The sequence below is a fragment of the Anaeromyxobacter sp. SG64 genome, assembly GCF_022690745.1.
Lineage (GTDB): Bacteria > Myxococcota > Myxococcia > Myxococcales > Anaeromyxobacteraceae > Anaeromyxobacter > Anaeromyxobacter soli.
This window is the reverse complement of sequence record NZ_JALCZB010000001.1, coordinates 125,627-142,701: the sequence shown is the minus strand read 5'-3', so window position 1 is coordinate 142,701 and position 17,075 is coordinate 125,627. Positions and strand designations below refer to the sequence as shown.

9 protein-coding genes are annotated in these 17,075 nt (G+C 64.7%); 1 reads left to right on the top strand and 8 read right to left on the bottom strand.

Annotation, left to right across the window (positions count from 1 at the left end):
* The first annotated feature begins 513 nt into the window (after nucleotides 1–513).
* Nucleotides 514–2,556 carry a DUF2075 domain-containing protein gene (locus MNZ29_RS00540; protein ID WP_242352165.1) on the top strand — a complete coding sequence of 681 codons (2,043 nt, stop codon included), beginning with the start codon at nucleotides 514–516 and terminating at the stop codon, nucleotides 2,554–2,556.
* A 54-nt stretch (nucleotides 2,557–2,610) separates the two neighbouring features.
* Here MNZ29_RS00540 and brxL read toward each other — a convergent pair whose 3' ends face one another.
* The 8 genes from brxL to MNZ29_RS00500 are packed head-to-tail and all read right to left on the bottom strand — an operon-like array spanning nucleotide 2,611 to nucleotide 17,059.
* Nucleotides 2,611–4,653 carry a protease Lon-related BREX system protein BrxL gene (gene brxL, locus MNZ29_RS00535; protein WP_242352163.1) on the bottom strand — a complete coding sequence of 681 codons (2,043 nt, stop codon included), beginning with the start codon at nucleotides 4,651–4,653 and terminating at the stop codon, nucleotides 2,611–2,613.
* Between the two features lie 3 nt (nucleotides 4,654–4,656).
* Nucleotides 4,657–7,194 (bottom strand): PglZ domain-containing protein, encoded by a 2,538-nt coding sequence (locus MNZ29_RS24755; protein ID WP_242352161.1) that lies wholly within the window; start codon nucleotides 7,192–7,194, stop codon nucleotides 4,657–4,659.
* Between the two features lie 20 nt (nucleotides 7,195–7,214).
* Nucleotides 7,215–9,257, bottom strand: a complete 2,043-nt coding sequence (locus MNZ29_RS00525; protein WP_242352159.1) for a BREX-1 system adenine-specific DNA-methyltransferase PglX — start codon at nucleotides 9,255–9,257, stop codon at nucleotides 7,215–7,217.
* Nucleotides 9,254–11,092, bottom strand: coding sequence for a BREX-1 system adenine-specific DNA-methyltransferase PglX (locus MNZ29_RS00520; protein ID WP_242352157.1), 1,839 nt, complete (start codon nucleotides 11,090–11,092; stop codon nucleotides 9,254–9,256). The genes MNZ29_RS00525 and MNZ29_RS00520 overlap by 4 nt, the downstream gene beginning before the upstream one ends.
* Nucleotides 11,092–12,177 (bottom strand): GTP pyrophosphokinase family protein, encoded by a 1,086-nt coding sequence (locus MNZ29_RS00515; protein ID WP_242352155.1) that lies wholly within the window; start codon nucleotides 12,175–12,177, stop codon nucleotides 11,092–11,094. Before MNZ29_RS00515 ends, MNZ29_RS00520 begins: the two co-directional genes overlap by 1 nt.
* Before the next feature lie 8 nt (nucleotides 12,178–12,185).
* Nucleotides 12,186–15,725 carry a BREX system P-loop protein BrxC gene (gene brxC / locus MNZ29_RS00510; protein WP_242352153.1) on the bottom strand — a complete coding sequence of 1,180 codons (3,540 nt, stop codon included), beginning with the start codon at nucleotides 15,723–15,725 and terminating at the stop codon, nucleotides 12,186–12,188.
* Between the two features lie 12 nt (nucleotides 15,726–15,737).
* Nucleotides 15,738–16,316 (bottom strand): BREX protein BrxB domain-containing protein, encoded by a 579-nt coding sequence (locus MNZ29_RS00505; RefSeq protein ID WP_242352151.1) that lies wholly within the window; start codon nucleotides 16,314–16,316, stop codon nucleotides 15,738–15,740.
* On the bottom strand, nucleotides 16,313–17,059 hold the full coding sequence (locus MNZ29_RS00500; protein WP_242352149.1) for a BrxA family protein: 747 nt from the start codon (nucleotides 17,057–17,059) through the stop codon (nucleotides 16,313–16,315). The genes MNZ29_RS00505 and MNZ29_RS00500 overlap by 4 nt, the downstream gene beginning before the upstream one ends.
* Nucleotides 17,060–17,075: the final 16 nt, after the last annotated feature.

The window sequence follows — 17,075 nt, the reverse complement described above, 5'->3', positions numbered from 1 at the left end:
GACTGCTACTCGCTTTTAGGCGCGAGCGCACGTCTTTCGTTCCATTGTCGATGTTTGAGGCCATGTCTGCCGCCGAAGTCAATGCAGAATGGCCAGGCCCTCCGTATTCCGGATGCGTGGGGGTGATACCGGAGGACCGGCGGGCAGAGTACTTGCGTGCCCGTCCGGGCCGCGGAGGCGCTGGCTACAAGGAGTGGGCCAACCGCACCTTCCGAGCTTTGACAGTCAGTCCGATAGACCCCTTCAGCGAGTACTGGGAGCGCTCAGGGGCGGGGCCGCACGACTTCCCCGCAGAGCTGTGCTTCACTCTCAGCACAGCACCAAAACGGTCGAAATACCTGGCTCAGTTCGATCCGGAGATGTTCGCTGCTCCGATCCCGCCTGGCCGGTTTCATCCCTAGGTGGTCGTACGCGAGCCGCGCTGAGAACGGCAGATGCAGTGTGTCTGGCGCTGCGCTCCACCTAACTCTCCGGTAGGATGCGGGCAACGCATCCATTCAGGAGACGCGGCACGTGCAAGTCGGCCTCGAGATCGCCACCCCGTCGTGTGCGTTCTATCGCTCGCCTGTGAGCAGCTTTGTCTCGGAGAGCCCGGCGCTCATCATCGGGAAGCTTTCGGCAGAAACGCTCTCGCGGTTCTCCGGCACCCAGCCCGCTGCACTCCGAGCATGGACGGACGAGATCGGTTCGCTCCAGAGCTCGTTGAAAGATCTAGCGACATCCATACCCGCTTCACACGCCTGGACGGTGTTCCTCGAATATCCGTTGCTGCGACTCCAGAAGCGCATAGACGCCGTCTTGCTCGCGCGGGACCTCATCTTTGTCTTGGAGTTCAAGGAGGCGGAAGCCGGCTCGAACGCTCGAGCGCAGGTGGAGGACTACGCGCTTGATCTCCGCGATTTTCACAAGGGCAGCCTCGGACGAACCATAGTTCCAGTGCTCGTGACGGGAGGCGGAGCGTGCCCCGGCGCGCCCCGGTGGGATCGAGGCGGTGTCCATGCTGTGACCACGACGAGCCCGACTGCGCTGAGCGGCCTCCTGCATGAGGCATTCACTGCGCTGAGCGATGACCGCGCGGGCGCGTTGGATGCGAATGCGTGGGAGTCAGCCCCGTACTGTCCAGTCCCGACGATCGTCGAAGCCGCCCAACTTCTGTATGCCAGCCACAACGTGGGTGAAGTCGCAAACGCCGGTGCGGGTGAGCACAACCTGACCCTCACCACGTCCAAGGTGCTGGAGTACGTCCGCGAGGCGCGCAACACATCCAGGCGCCACGTCATCTTTGTGACGGGCATTCCCGGCTCGGGAAAGACGCTCGTCGGTCTCAACACGGTGCATAACCAGCACCTCCGGCTCGCTGAGGATGTTCCTGGTGCCTTTCTGTCAGGCAACATGCCGCTCGTCGAGGTACTCCGAGAGGCGCTTGCGGTCGATTCAGCGGCTCGCACCGGCGAGCGCCTGGGCGCTACCCGCCGCCAGGTCACGAGTGAGATCCAGCCGTTGATGGGGTTTCTGGAGGAGTACCTCGACCGCGATCGCGACCGCGCGCCACACGAGCGGGTCATCGTGTATGACGAAGCCCAGCGCGCCTGGGACGCTGAATATGGGAAGCGGAAGTTTGGCCGCGAAGCCTCTGAGCCCTTCCTTTTCCTCGACATCATGGCCCGACATCCCAACTGGTCCGTGATCGTCGCGCTCGTGGGAGGTGGTCAGGAGCTCAACACTGGCGAGCGCGGTCTCGAGGAGTGGGGGCGTGCGCTCGCCTCCTTCAACGGGCCCTCAGCTAGCGGCGGGCGGGTGTGGCGCGTGTTCGCGTCCCCAGTCGCGCTGTCCGGCATCCCGGGCGTCGCTCACTCGCAGCTCTTCGCGGGACCGTGCCCTGATAACGTCTCAGTCACAGTCGACTCCGCGCTTCATCTCACGGTTCCTGTCCGGTCTCACCGCTGTTCCGAGCTCGCCGACTGGGTTGACGCGGCCCTTAGCGCCCGCGCTGAGGAAGCGAATGCGACCACCCGCACGGCCGCAGCGCTTCCGGTCTGGATCACTCGCTCTCTTTCCGATGCGCGAAGCTGGCTGAAGTCTCAGGCTCGTGGATTCCGTCGCTGCGGGCTCGTGGCCAGCTCCGGCGCTCGCCGGCTACGAGCAGAGGGGCTCGGCGTTTCGCTGTTGATGACCGAGCTGGACGGCGTCGTGAACTGGTTCCTCAAGCCCTCTGGGGACGTGAGATCGTCTTACGCTCTCGAGGTCACGGCCTCCGAGTACACGTGCCAGGGTTTGGAGCTCGACTACGTGGGCATCTGTTGGGACGGAGATTTCCTCTTCGACGCACTGACCCGCAGTTGGCGCTTCTCGCAGTTCAAAGGCACGCAGTGGCAGAACGCGGCGCCAGACCGAAGCAACTACATTCGCAATGCCTACCGCGTGCTGCTGACGCGAGCGCGGGCCGGGTGCGTTATCTGGGTACCGCCTGGCAGCACTGACGACCCTACCCGAGACCCAAGGGCGCTAACCGCCACCTACGACTTCCTCGTGCGGTGCGGCGCACGTCCGCTATAGACCGCATACTCATCCGGCTCCGTCCTCTCGGACGCGAAGTCCGAGCGGACCGCCCTACCCCACCCCCAACACCTTCATCGCTGCCGTCTTCGGGTCACCATAGAAGACGGGATCAACGTGCTCCACGATATCCGCGCTGACATCGAGGAAGTTTCGCTTGTTCTCGATCGGGATGAGCGCCCGCTTCGCACCGTTGTCCTTCGCGACCTGCAACGGCTCCGTGAGTGAGCGGAGCGGCTTGATGTTTCCCTGCACGCTCATGTCGCCCAGGACGAGCAGCGCGGGGCTCACCGGTGCTCGCCGGAATGCCGAGTAGCACGCGACGAAGAAGGCGACGCCAACCTCAGCCTCGACTCGGTTCGCGAGCAGGTCGATGACCTCTACGTGGACATCCGAGACGTCGAGGTCTCTGGCAATACCCAGCTCACTCTTCTTCGCTTGGATGTAGCTGAACGAGCGATGAACGGACTCCTTCATCGCGCCAGCGACCCCACCGGCCATCTTCAGCTTTCCCGTGCCCGACGAGACCGAGACCTCGACGCGGTAGAGGCCGACGGTTCCGTCTGAGGTGACGCCTGCCGTATAGACCGTCCCCGGCGAGAGTGGGTCCGTGGAGATAAGATCCCGCCCACCCTGCTCCGGAACTCCGACGAACTTCTCCTCGCCTGTCTCCTGGTGCGTGTAGCTGAAGGACGTCTGGTAGTACTCGAAGGAGCCCATTTTCTTGAGCTGCTCCTTCACGCGGCGCCGGCCCTCGATGGCGAACTCAAGAATCTCCGCGAGCTCGTCCGCCGTCACCTCTCCGTGCGGGAAAAGGATCTTCATCAGGCCGGAGACGGTCTTACGCACCGCCTTCCGGTCGCGGGCGTTGAGGTGCGCGCCGAGCGAGAAGTGGCGGTCGATGACCTCGGTGAAGTTGTGCTTCCGCATTTCGCGGAGCGCCTCGGCGAGGTAATCGACGACGAAGCCGTAATGGCTCGTGAACATCTCGTTCCGCATCTTCGGGATCTCCCAGCCCGGGAGATAGAAGTGCAGCCGGTCGATGAAGGCCATGTCGTCGCGGATGATGTCGGGCATCGGCGCGAAGAGATGGCCGGTCTGCACCATCACATCGACGGGCTGGTTCGTGTTGCCGAACATCGCGATGCTCGCGTCGCCCGAGACCGCCTCCTGCCCGCGCTGGAAGGTGCCGGACTCGCAGTAGGTCTTCATCGTCGTGATGACCTCCTTGGGCATCTTCTGGAGGTCGGCGACCTCGTCGAACCCGACGACGTCCCAGATTTGCACCATGCCCTTCTGCCTGCCGTTCATGTGGCCGAAGAGGTTGGCGACCGTTGTGCCACCGGTGAGCAGCGCGGAGTACGGCGACACCTCCTGCACCACGTAGCTCTTCCCGGTGCCACGCGGGCCGAGCTCGACGAGGTTGAAGTTGCGTTCGGCCAACGGGATGAGCCGCACGAGAAAGAGCAGCTTGAGGCGCCGCGTCATCTCGTTGGGCTCGTAACCCATGCTGCGCATGATGAGGTCGAGCCACTCGTCCGTGGTGAACTCGCTTCGGACGCGGCGATACTCCTCGAGGTCGAAGGTAGCGATCTGGATCGGCGTGAGCTTGTCGATCCAGAACGGGTTCTTGCCGCGTGACTCCTCGTCGTACTCGAAGCGCATTTCGACCTGCGCCCAGACGCCGCCCATTACGAGGCGCTCGTAGTCGCGGACGTAGTGCTCCGGCACGTGCACGTTCTTGTGGCCGAAGTTCGTGACCTCGGCCCAGTAGTCCGAGTCGACGAGACGGACCTTTACCTTGTCGATGAACGTGTGCCGGCCGCGATCCTTCACCATCGCCTGCGCCTTCATCGACTCGTCGGAGCGGATGTAGTTGTTGGCGAGGGTGTCGTTAACGACCTGGAGACCCATCTGGATCGCCACCTCGTCGGACGAGGCGCAGTACTTCCCGAGCAGGAACTCGAGGACGAAAACCGGCACGTTGGCGCCGACCTTCACCTTCCGGACGAGGTCCTTGCGCACCACCTTTCCGGCGAACAGGCGGTTGACCTTGTCGTCGAGCGCATCTCGCGTCGCGGCTGCTCCGTTGCTCATGGCCTAGACTCCAAGTCGGATCGGGATGTCGGTCGGCGATCGATACAGCTCCGCGTCGGTCGTCGGGTCCTGCACGACGACGCGCAACGAGGCGGCGCTCTCGTCGCCCAGCAAGAACGCGACGGTCACGGGCTTGTTCGGCTCGAGCTTCACCGTGCCCGTGAGGCGGTCGAACTGCGCGTCCACGGCCATCCCCACACCGCCGACCTGCTTGCCTACCGCCATCAGCAGCGGTCGCACCTGGATGCTCGTCGCGCCGAGCTGCATCTGCTTCGCGCCGTAGATGAATGTGACGCTGAAGATGCGGTTGGTCACCGCCTCTGGCAGTCCGGTCGCCTCGATGGGCCCCGCCGAAGGACGCGCCGTGTCACGCGCCTTCGTGCGGACGCTCAGCACGGGGATGATCATCTCCTGGAGCGACGTCCCGCCGTGGTGGAAAGCGAGATCACCGCCCGCCTTGAAGACGCCTGCCGCGGCCGGGAACACGAACTCGAGATCCGACGCATAGCCGAGCGACGAGGCCGGCGCGCGGATGCAGCCGGCAGACGTCGCGCCGCCACGCCCGATCCAGCACCGACGATGCAGCTCGACGGTGACGCCACCGGGCGCGTCGGTGCGCATCGACTCGTCGCGGTCGTAGGCGAAGAACAGGTGGCCATGGTCGGCGCTCACCACCGCGTGCTCGACGCCCGCCTTCGCGAGCTTGCCGAGAGCGCGCGCAATGTTGTCGATGACGGTGTCCATCACCTTACGGGCCTGGAAGGTGAACCCGGTTTCGCCCGCGCTGTCGATCTCCTGCGAGCGGACGAGGACGACCTGCGCGCCTTCGACCTTTTTCGCGAGCTTCGACGGCTGGAGGCTCAACAGCTCGTCGAGCGCGAGGTCGACCAGCTTCGGCAGGCGCGCGGCGGCAAACTTCTTCCGTGCCGCGAGGTCGGGCAGAAAGGAGTCGTCGATGCGGGCGCCGAGCCTGTCCTTCTCCTCGACGACCGAGAAGCTCGATGAGGCGCCGGGCATGAGCGCCGCCATGCCGATGGGGGTGATGCTTGGTAGCGCACCCACGGCAGCGCGCAGGGAGACCTCGGAGGTCTTCGGCAGGCGCTCGGCCAGCTCGACGCCCATCTCGAAGCGCATGGCGTCGACGAGGAAGTAGGCGAGGGGCTTCGGCTTGTCGGCGACGACCTCGCTCCAGATACGCGTCTGGTGCAGCGCACCGGGCACCGTCCATCCGGACTTGCCGAGCGCCTTGGTGAAGCCCTCGGCCATCGCGTGGACAGCGTCCTCGTAGGCGCGGCGAACGACGGCGAGGGGGCGTTCCTCGGGCTCCTCGTCGAGGTTCGCGACCCACGCTTCGAGGCGGCGCTGGGCCTGGTCGAGTCGGAACCAGCCGGAGCCGGTCTGTGCGGCGTAGCCATCGAGCCACGCCGCCGCATCGCCTGATGTCTTGCCGACCGCCGCTCTCACCTGAACCGCGGCGTTGCCGAGCTCGGCCATGCGCCGAGTCGCCTCCCACTGCGCCTTCCGAGGGACGTCACGGTCAACCCAAAAGCTCTGCTCGCGGTCGGTCACGAGCGCCAGGGCGCCCTCAAACTTGCCGTTCGCGATCAGGTCGCCGGCATGCCGCAGGAGCACACGCTCCTCGAAGCGGAACGTATCGACGGCCCCGAGCGCGCGCGCAGGCAGCTTGGCGCTCTTGAGCCCCAGCTCCTCCTCGACGCGGTCGGCGAGTGCCGCGTATGCATCGGCGTGGCGGCTCCGGAGGCGACGCGCGATCTCGCGCACAGCGGCCTCTTCGACCTTCGTGGGCGGCTTCGCGACGCCATCGAGCGACGCGGGCGGGTCACATGAGAGATCGAGCCGAAACTCGCTCGCGAGCACGTAGCGCAACGTGATGGCGCGGAGCTTCGCCATCGCCGAGTCCGCAACGAGATCGAGCCCCAGGCGGGCCTTCACGAGCTTCGTCAGCTCGCGCGTCGCCTCCTTGCTCACGATCTCGGAGTCGCGGGCGTCGCTCACGAGCCACGCCGTGAGGAGCCCGTCGTTGCCGCTCACGTCGTGGAAGATGCTCTTCAGGATCGACGGCGGCTCCGCGCCAGAATCGCCGGCCACTGCGCGCGCGAGGTCCTCGTAGGAGACCTTGCGGTCGAAGGGCAGCATCTCGTCGACGACGCCGAGCGTGTACTTCTGGAGCAGGACGTTCTTGGCAAGTTGCTTGAGCTCAGGCTTCCAGGTTCGGCCGGCCTTCTCCAACTCCATCAGCACCGACGCCTTCACCTCGTGCGTGAGGCCGGGAATGTAGACGACCAGCGCTTCCGGCTTGTCGCCGCTGACGAGCGGCTCTACGGCCGCGCGCAGCTCGAAGAGCGAGCCCGCGTACTCGGCTAGGCTCGCGTTCGTGCCGCCCACGGCCACATGGACGGGCTCGCTCACTGACCGAGGCCCACCGCGGACCTCATCGACGAAGGTCTGAAACTCGCGGCGCTCGTCGTACCAGACGACGACGCGGCGGTCCTTGAGCTTGTCCCCGAGCTGCTTCGCCACGTAATCGTGAAGCGGGTGCATCAGACGCCTCCTTCGGTGACGGCAGCAGCCTTTCGGCGGCCACCGCCATTGCGCCCGGCGCTCTTGCCGCTGGCCACGGGCGCCTCGAGCAGGCTCTTCAGCGCGGACTTCACCGCGGGCGAGGTGCGCTCACGCACGAGCTCGCCGATGCCTCGGGTGGGCGTCCCGCGCGAGGTCCACTTACCGTCGGCTCCCTCGGCCCAGAACACGTCTTCGAGGGCGTGAGCGATGGCGAGGCTGCGGTCCTTGGCGCACTTCGGGACCACGCGCTCGGGCCAGAGGTGCATCGCGAGGTGGGCCCAATCGAAGTTGCCTTCGCAGAGCGCGTCCCATGTGGCCTTCAGCTCCTTCTGCCAGGCCTTGTTCTGGGGGACGAGCCGCCAGAGCGGCGCGAAGTTGATGACGACACCATCGTCCAGGTTCGGCGCCCAGAGCGGCACGACGCGCTTTACCTCATCAAGAAAGGCACGCAGTTCTTCGACAACCGCTCCCTGGGCGGCGAGCGCCTTGCGCTGGGCGGCGGTTGCGCCGTCGCGAAGCTCATTGCTCAGCGACTCGAGGCGCCGCTCCTCGTGCGCGAGCTTCGGCGCGACGTAGTCGTTCTGGACGCGGAAGAGCGTGTCCTTGCTGAACGCGTGGATGTAGAGCCAGACGGAGTAGCTCCCCGACGGCGTCCCGAGCTGCCAGTACACCGGCGCCCTGCGACCGCTCCTCGAGTACATCTTGATGTGCAGCGGGAAGAACTCCTTGGCGAGCCAGCCACGGAGGCGCTCAGGTACGTCGACGCGAACACGCTCTGCGATGTCGCGGACACGCGCTACGACGTCGTCAGCATGACCTTCGTCATCGACGAGGATGTCCGGGCGACTTGCAGGCTCGTCGCCCTCCGGGTACATGCCGGGTGAACGCGAAGGCAACGCATCGAAGGGCTCAGGTTCCCGCGGAACGGCCCGTTCGCCGGTCGCAAGGCGCTCGTCAAAGCGTCCAAACGTCACGCCGACCAGCCAAGAGGCAACCTCGTCCAGGCCTGAATGGCCTGGAGCTTCCTCGTCGGCATCCTCGTCGTGGGCGTCACATGCATCTTCCGAGAGGTCACCGGCAGACTTGGGCCTCCTCGCCGCGGCCTCGATCACTGCACGATCGGCCTCGCTAATTCCGTAGATGACGAAGGCCGCATCGTCGATCTTCTTCAAGATCTCCTGGAGTTCGGCTTCGATGGCGGAACGATCGAGGTGGGCAACCCTTTCATTGAGCACCTGTGGAAGTATGAAGGCATGGGACCGTTCACTGCTTGTGTCGCGCGAGCGCTTGAGTGACCACGCTTTGCGAGTAAGCGACGCAAGTTGCTGCGAGACGTCGGCGGGCAGCGTCGGCAGAGGAAGCTGTTGAATCGCCCCCACAACGAACTCGGGAAACTCAAAACGTCCCAGCAGAAGCTTCGCGAGAAAATCAAACACGGTCGAAGAGGTGAGCGCGATGGTGGCCCCAATCGAGTCCACCGGCTCGATAATCGCGTAGCCCCGAACCGTGAAGATGCAGTTCGCAGGCATGACTTGCGGCGCAAATCGACTCGCGCGCAGCGGCCACGTGATTCCGGGCAAGAAGTAGAGTTGGACGTTCGATGGTTTTTCGCTGGCTCGTCCAGGGCGCCCTAGAAACCCGGGAAACGTGCTTCGGCCGTCGTCCCAGTTCGCGAGAAGTGGCTGGTCAACGTAGAAGCTGGAGGGGGCACCACCTTTCACGTACGTCCGCCATTGTGCCGCCGAGTGCGAGGCCACCTCCCACCATGCTCGTAGATACCGCCCATCGTCGCTGGTCTGGCCGCCGGCACGAGCGACCCGTGTACCGGTCTCGAGGCGAGGAAGCGTGCTGAAGAGGGCGGTGATACGGGGCCCGACCCAGTAAGCGAAAGGGCTGCCCGGGATCTGAGAGAACGCGTCCGGTACGACTTCAAACGCGGAAGTGCCGTTGCGAATGGCCCTTTTTAGCGCGACTGCCTTCTCATCAATTCCTATATCGAGCATTCGAAAGAACGATGTCATGCCCGCGCCTCCAGGCAGTACGCAGCCGTCTCCACCATCGCGCTGTCGAGCACGCCTGCACCGAGGTCAGCGACAACGACGGGAGGAGCCATCCGCAAGAGAACTTCCTCTCGCCACTTTCGAAAGCTCGTAAGGAAGAAGCCGGTCCGTGACGTGATTGCGCCAATGCGACCGCGAGGAGAGAGCAGTTCGATGCTACGCTCCACGAATGCCGCATATACATCGTTCTTCGTAAGCGGATATGCCTTATCGAAATCGCTCTTCGCCTTTGTGCTTCCTTCTCCGAAGGGAGGATTCATCAGCACCGCGTCGAATTTGGTTTCCGCTATAACCAGAAGCCCGAATCCGTGCGCCGCGTCATCGGCAAACAACCGGCGCGGAGTGCTCGATGCAGTCGCTTCCTCACGCACAAATCTGTCGATTGCCGCGCGGATTCGCTCCTCGGTTGGAGCGAAGAGGTTGCCCGTCTGCCCGCGCGCTTTCTGAGGCATTACGAGACGCTCGACGCGCAGCAGAAGCCCCATCTCACCCGCAAGGTTCAGCGCCTCGACAAGCGCGGCGAAGACGCGCCCGAGTTCGACATCGCCGAGCTTGGCGACGAACTCCTTCGCGATGTGGTTGTTGGCGACGAGCGGCTCGGCGACGACGATGTTCGAACGCCGGATCTGCGCACGCTCGGCGCGACCAATGCCGAAGTCGCGGTATGCCTTCTGCGCACGCATCCAAAGGGCGAGCTGCGCGATCTGCACGCAGCGCGGGTCGATGTCCACACCGTGGAGATTGTGCTCGAGGACGAGTCCTGCGACGGCCTTCCGAAGCGTATCGAGACTCGGGTAGTCCTCCGCGAGCGTCTTTCCCGTCGCTTCGCTCTTCGGGCTCTCCGGGTCGGCGTGCGCCTCCTGGTAGACCGAGAGCAGCAGGTCGAACGCGTAGAGGAGAAAGTGCCCGCTCCCGCAGGCCGGGTCGAGCACGCGCAGATCGCGGGGGTCTTTCTTCGCGCGCGGGGCGAACTCCTCGCCGGGCTTGCGGACCATGTACTCGCAGCGCTCGGCGAGCACGGTCTCGGTGCCGCGCATCTCGTACCAGATGCGGCCGAGCGTGTTGTCGGTGAGGAACTCGACGACGTAGCGCGGCGTGAAGAACTGGTTGCGGACGGCCAGCTCGCGGCTGTTCTGTGGCGCCTTCGGCTTACCGTTCTCATCATAGCGAGCGGCCTTGCGGTCATCTTCGCCGTTGAAGAACTGGTAGACCCAACCGATGGTCTCGTCCTCGCCCCACACGCGGGAGAGCTCGGTGGCGTTCAGAATCTCGAGGAGCTGCTCGAACGTCGCGCGCTTCGGCCAGAGCACGCTCGACGGATCGCGACGGTCGAAGAGGACCTTCACCTCGGTCGACAGCTCGTCGAAGAGCGACTCGATGTAGAGCCGGTAGCCCGCGCTGTCGGGCAAGAGCCCCAGGCCCGGCGCCATGCCGCAGAACTCGCGGTAGCCCGCAGACTGCTCCCCCTTCGTGATGCACTCCTGCACGAGTTCGCGGGCCTCGAGCATCTTCAAGGCGACGAAGCGGTTGAGCGTGGTGAAGGCGGCGTCGCGCAGGTAGTCGCGGGCCGCATCAGCAGGGGTCATCCCGGCGGCGCGCTTGTGCTCGATGGCAGCGACGATGCGCTCGCGCGAGAACGCTTGGCGGGAAGAAAGGTGCTTGCCGACCTTCGCGGCCACCTCGCCGTCCTTGTGCACGTCGAAGTCGCCCTCGAGCTGCGCGCCGAAGTCCTCCTCGAGGAGCTTTCGCGCTCGCTGGGTGGCGCGTTCAATGGCGTTGCGTGTGTCTTTGTTCACTAGCCCACCTGTGGAGACTGGGCGCCGGCGGTGGCGGCACCAGGATCGAGGTAGCGAGCAGCCAACCAGCTAATCCGAGTCGGCCCTCCCACGCCGCGCCCCGTCGGATGGTTGCTCACAATGTGCTGCGCGACCTTCGGGAGCAGGAGAACAAGCAATCGGTCCGCCGAGTTCTCCTCGAGGACGTATCGGGTCTCACCTCGCTGTTGAAGCGACGTGCTGAGGGTCCTGAGTTCCGTCAGGGATCGCTCCGCGACGCTGGACAGCTCACCAATCTGCTTCCGGATTCCGTCGGGCGTGTTCAATCGAAGGAGCTGCAACTCCTCGAACAACGGACCGGCGTTGGTGGCGAAGTCCACGGATGGAAACCAGCGGCGCGCACGCGCAACGAAGTCGTAGACATCAGAGAAAGCCGCCGTCTGCTCGGCGTTCCGAGCGTCCGTTGCCGCGAGGAGCTGGCTGATCATGCCGTCGCCGGAGCGGGTTTGATGACCGAGGCTAACGAGGATCTCTCTTTCGAGCGGCGAGAGTTCGCCAGTCGGCTTGTAGCCGATATCGTGTTCGATCTCGTTCCAGACGTGCGCCATCATGCTGCACACCTGGATTTCGCACGGAACCCCGACGACGTTCGAGTAGGTGCCAACCAGATCCTGGCTCGGCAGGTACACCTCAAGGTGGGTTGCTCTGTAGAAGTTCTGTGGATCCGTCGCGTGCTTATCCTTCCGGTCGATCACCACGGCATTTCCATTGCTTCCCGCAAAGCGTTTCACGATCGCATCGGTCACCTTGCGTTCATCGGTCTGCACGTAAGTGGCTACGCGAACGGCTGCTAGATCGCGGACCTGGTCGAATACCGAATCGACAGTCGGCATCGACTTCTTTCCGGTCTGTGCGAATTTTCGCAGTTTCATTTCGAGGCTCTTGTGTCCCTTCGCGCGAAAGGTCACGTGAGCACGAATGGCGTTCGCTTCCACGACCTCGTACCGACAGATATCGGCTACTCGGGAGCAGAGCTTCAGGTACCTGTCGTACTCGCGCTGGTAGCGCGCAACAGCCTCTGCGATCGCAGGCTCCGAGATCGTCATGGCATGCCCTACTGGACAATAACCTTCTTGCCGGCACCGATAAGCCGGGAGCACTCCTCGCGGATGCCATCGAGAGCTGCTTGGAGCTGCTCCTCTGTCTCGATACCCTCGGCGAAGTAGCTGGCCACGCTCACGGTGACGACGCGGTCGCCGTCGATGATGCGCCGCAGCTCGGTTATGGCGATGCTCAGGCGGCCGCCGCAGGCGTCGCGATCGGCGCGAAGCTGCGGGATTGGCACGCGGCCTTCGTCGCGCTTCTGCCCGCGCTGAAACGGCTCGGCGAGGCGACGCTGCTGGTCCTCGTCGATCTCGGTCCACCCCGGGGTCTTGACCAGCTTCTCGAACGCCGCGGTGTACGCGTTGACGCGGGCGTCGAGCGCCTCGTCGAAGCGCTTCTGGTATTCGACCTCGAGGGCCTTGGTGTCCTGCTCGATAGCGGGCAGCTCCTTGTAGAAGCTCTCGCGTTGCAGCAGGTCTTCAAGCTCCGAAGCGCGCGAGCGCAGCTCGTCGGAGATGTCGGCCTCCCGGCTGAGAAAGCTCCAGAGCGACCCCTGCGCGTTGCGAGCGCGCTCAAGGTCGTGGAGGCGCGGCTCGTTTAGAGCCTGCTCGAGTTCGACCGCGCGCTTGATAGCGTCCTTGATGGCGCGGTGGCTCGTGTTGAACGTCGCGATGGCGTTGTCCTCCGAGCCGCGGAGGATGGCCTTCATCTGGCCGATGGCTCCCTCGAGCACCGCGCCCCCCGGGAGGCGATGCGCGGTGAGCGTCGCGAGCGCGGAGCCCACGACGTCCTCGTTGCGCGCGACCTCCTTGCGCAGCTCCGACACGATCGCGCCGGCATTCAGCTCCTTCACCTCACTGCCGAACGTGTCCCGGAAGGCATCGGAGGCCTTCACCAGCTCCTCGAACTCGATGCCCTTCTTCGGGCGGAACGACGCCTGCCGGAACAGGTTGTTGTTCGAGAAGGTCTCGCGCGCTTCGACGCCGGTGACGGTGTCGAGCGTCTGACCCTTGCTAGTCGCCTCGATCTTGCCGGCACGCAGCAGCGACAGGACGAGCAGACGCACGACCTCGAAGTCCCACCCGAACGGCTCGTTGGCGAACTCGTCCGTGAGATAGCGGCCGCTCGCGGTGTCGCCGTAGTTGGCGCGCTCCTCGACGCGGTCGAGGACTTCCTTGAGCGGGCCGCCCTCGGTGCGGAAGACGGTCTTGCCCTTCTCGTCGCGGAGCAGCCCAATGCTGCCGAACACGCTTGGGAGCCCCTGGAGATTCTCGGCGGTGAACAGGGCGTCAGTGCCCTTCTTCACGTCGTTTGCCTTGGCCGCGGCTTCCTTAAAGCGATCGAAGACCTCCGGCAGGACGTGCCCGAGCACCTCGGCGGCGGTCCTGCCGACATCAATGGCGCGCTCGCCGGGACTGCGATCGTTGCCTCGGAAGTAGATGCGGCCCGAGAGGGCGGCAGCCTTCAGCAGCCGCCGCAGCTCGTCACTGTGTCGACGCAGGCGAACGCGCTCCTCGGCGATGAGGGCGGGCGTGTCCTCACCCCTCGTCTCGCGCTCCTTGCGCGCGAGCATCTCCTTCGAGCGGAACAGCTCGACGGTCTCGCGGTCGATCGAGTCGGTCAGCGCGATGGCCCAGAAGACGTGCTTGCGCTCCTGCTGGCTGCGCATGCGCATCTCGGTGGTGAGCGCGCCGAAGTCCTTTCCATCCTCGGCGAGGTGGACCTGAAACATCATGTCGCCCGCCGTGATCTCGCGGCCGTGGATGGCGAGACCCGCCTTGAAGGTCTTGGTGTCGAAGAGCGTGTGGGAGGGCTGGGGCTGCCAGAAGCCCGACAGCACTTCCTGGTAAAGGCGGTGCGAGTCGGCGGGTTTCGGGCTGATGCCGTTACGGAGGCGCTCCCAATCGTCCTCGGCGGGCGTGGGGATACGGTAGCCGTCGTCGCCACGGCGAACTTGATGGGCTGCTTCGAGCGCGCGTAGGGCCTCTTTCACCGAGGCGAGCTGCGAGTCACCGCCGACGCTGCCGTGCAGGGCTGCGGCGATGTTCTCGGCGCTGCGGTGGACGCTCTTCACGTGCTGCAGAAGGCAGATGACCTTCGCGACAGGCTGCGCGAGACGGTGGTCAACGCCCTTCGAGATGGCGGCGATCTTCGCGCGCACCTCGGAGCCGATGTTCCCCTCGACGAGATCGTAGACCTGATCGAGTCGCACCAGATCGCCGAGCGTACCGTCAGCGAGGTTCACGGCCGGGTTGATGAGGAGCTGCTGCGCCAGCTTGATGATGGTGCGGTTCGCGCCACCGACGTGCTTGCTGGCGCCGCCCTGCGTGCGCAGGCCCGAGACGACCTGGATGATGAGGTCGATCTGGTAGGGCAAGAGCGGGTACAGGTCGATGAACGCCTCGCGCGTCAGCTCCGGGAGCTTGATGTCCGCGGTCACCCGCGTGTGCTCGGTGAGGCGGCCGCGGTGCTCGTCGAACAGCTTTCCGAGCGCAGTCTGGGCTGCGGCATTCTTCGAGAGCACGCGGCGGCTGGTGACCTCGGAGATATCCGAGGGCTCCAGGTGGACCTGGAGCGGGAAGCGATCCATCAGGCGGGCAAGTTCGATCTTCTTGTCGTCGAGGCCGGAGACGAGCTCGCCGAGCTTCTCCTGTGAGGTGATGACGACCCAGTGCTTGCCACGCCCCTTTACGCCAAGTTGCTGCACGATGGCTTGCAGGTCGAGCATCTTCTGGACGTCGCGCGCGACGAACTGGCCGACCTCGTCGATCACGAACATCAGCGAGAGCCCCGGCCTGCGCCGTTTCATGAGCTCGCCGACGCGATCCGCCAGCTTGCCCGGCGTGATGTCGGCCTTGTTCTTGACCGCCTTCACCCACGAATCGGCGACCGGATACGTCTCCGGGTCTAGGCTGTGGAGCACACGGCTCGCCTCCGACAGTGCGAAGGCGATCTTTCCCTTCTCGGATGCCCAGCCCTTGTTGAAGAGGCGCTTGTACTCCTCCTCGAAACGTGCGAGCTGCCCCTTCTCCTCGAGGCCGATCTCGAGTTCCGAGAGGTCGAGATCCTTCGCGTACCCGAGGCTCTGCAGGAAGAGCCCGTACATGATCTCGGTGAGCGTCTGGTTACCGCTCCGGATACCGCGGTCCGTCGAGACGTCGAAGATGACCGCGTGTGTCGGGATCTTCTCGGTGATGGCCTTGAGCAGCACTTGGAGCTTCTTGTCGCCCGCGCGCGCGGCGAAGCGCTCGGCTGCGGATTCGCCCGCAACCGTTCGGTTCGCGATCGCGAGACCAAGCATCTTCGCGAAGCTCGACTTACCGGAGCCGAAGAAGCCCGAGACCCAGATGGACACGCCGTCGGTCGGCTTGTTCGGCGCCTCGCGGTACGCCTCGAAGATGCCGGTATAGTGCGTGCGGATCGCGTCCGTGACGACGTACTCGGTGATCTCGTCCCGGATGATCTCTTCGTCGGTCTGGTCGACCTTGATGACCTCTTCGATGCGACGGTGAATGTCGTTGGCGAAGAGGTTCTTGATGGGCGTCGTCATCGTCGATGATCCTCAGAAGATCTTCGGGCGGTAGTTGTGCTCCGCGTCGAGCACGCCCATGAAGCGCAGGCCTGCTGCGCCGTCGAGGTCGCCCGGGTAGAAGAGAACGGTCGGCACGTGCACGCGGCCCTTGAGCTGCTCGAGCAGCGAGAAGGTTCGGTACACGGGGAAGAGCGCGCCGGTGCGCATGATGAAGACGATGTCGTGGAGTGGATCGCCGTCTTCGGGGAGCTGCGACGCGACGAGGTCGACGAGCGACGACTCGCCCTCGGAGAGCACCGAGTGAACGGTGTCGACGACCGTCTCGGTGCCGAGCTCCCTCTCGACGTCGAACCACTCCGCGAGCGGGCGGTGCAAGCGCATGGCGGCGTCGAGGCACTGGGCCAGCGAGATGCGCCGAACGCGCTTGCCCTTCTGCGAGAGCCGGGTCTCGAGCAGCGTCACCTGCTGGCGCAGCGTGAACTCCTCCTCCGGGTCATAGCGGAAAAGCGCGTAGGGCATGTCGTGGTACGCGCTGATGCGCTGCCGGGGATCGGCCTGCCCGAGAATAGGCTCTAGATCATGCTTGAGGCGGTGTTCGAGGTCGCTCATACAACCATCCTCTGCGCGTACTCGAGCACGCTGCCGCACGGCAGCGTGAGCTGCGCGAGGCTGCCTGCGACGTGGTACTCGACCTTCCGGAACTGGTGGAGATGAAGCAGCTCGCGCTCGAGATCGTCCCGCCGCAGGAGGAACATCCGCCACTCCTCCGAGGCGAGAATGCTCTGCGCGCTCTCCGTCCGCTCGCGCAGCGCATGAAGCACGTACAGAAGTGCTTCCTCGGGGAGGTGGTACGTCGTGACCTCCTTGACCCCGGACCCCTTCAGAAGCCCAAAATCGACGGCGATCTTGAGCAGGCCGGCCGCAACCCGCTTGATCGTGTTCTCGCTCCAGTCGCCCTCAACCTGCCCGCCGCGAGATTCGATCGCCCGAAGGAATGGGAACAGGTCCTCCGGCTTCACGCGAAAGGCGCCCTTATCGAAAGCCGGATAAAGCCAGTTCACGAGGAAGTCTCGCACGAGGAACTCGTCGCGCGTCATATGCCACAGAAGTATCGGTTTCCAGACCTCGATCGAACAATTGCGCTTGGCGAGAATAACGAGCGGCCTGTCCCGCCCCTCCGGATCGAATCGCCGGTTCAATACCTTTGCGACCTGGTCCACCCACACCGCGCTTTTGGCGCCGATGAAGTTCTCCGCGCGCAGGCGCGCAAGGTTCGCCGCCTTGGGCACCTCGAAGCTCCACGACTGAAACACTGCGTAAGTCTCCGAGATCATCGCCCCCTTCGAGATCATGAAGGAGGAGACAGTA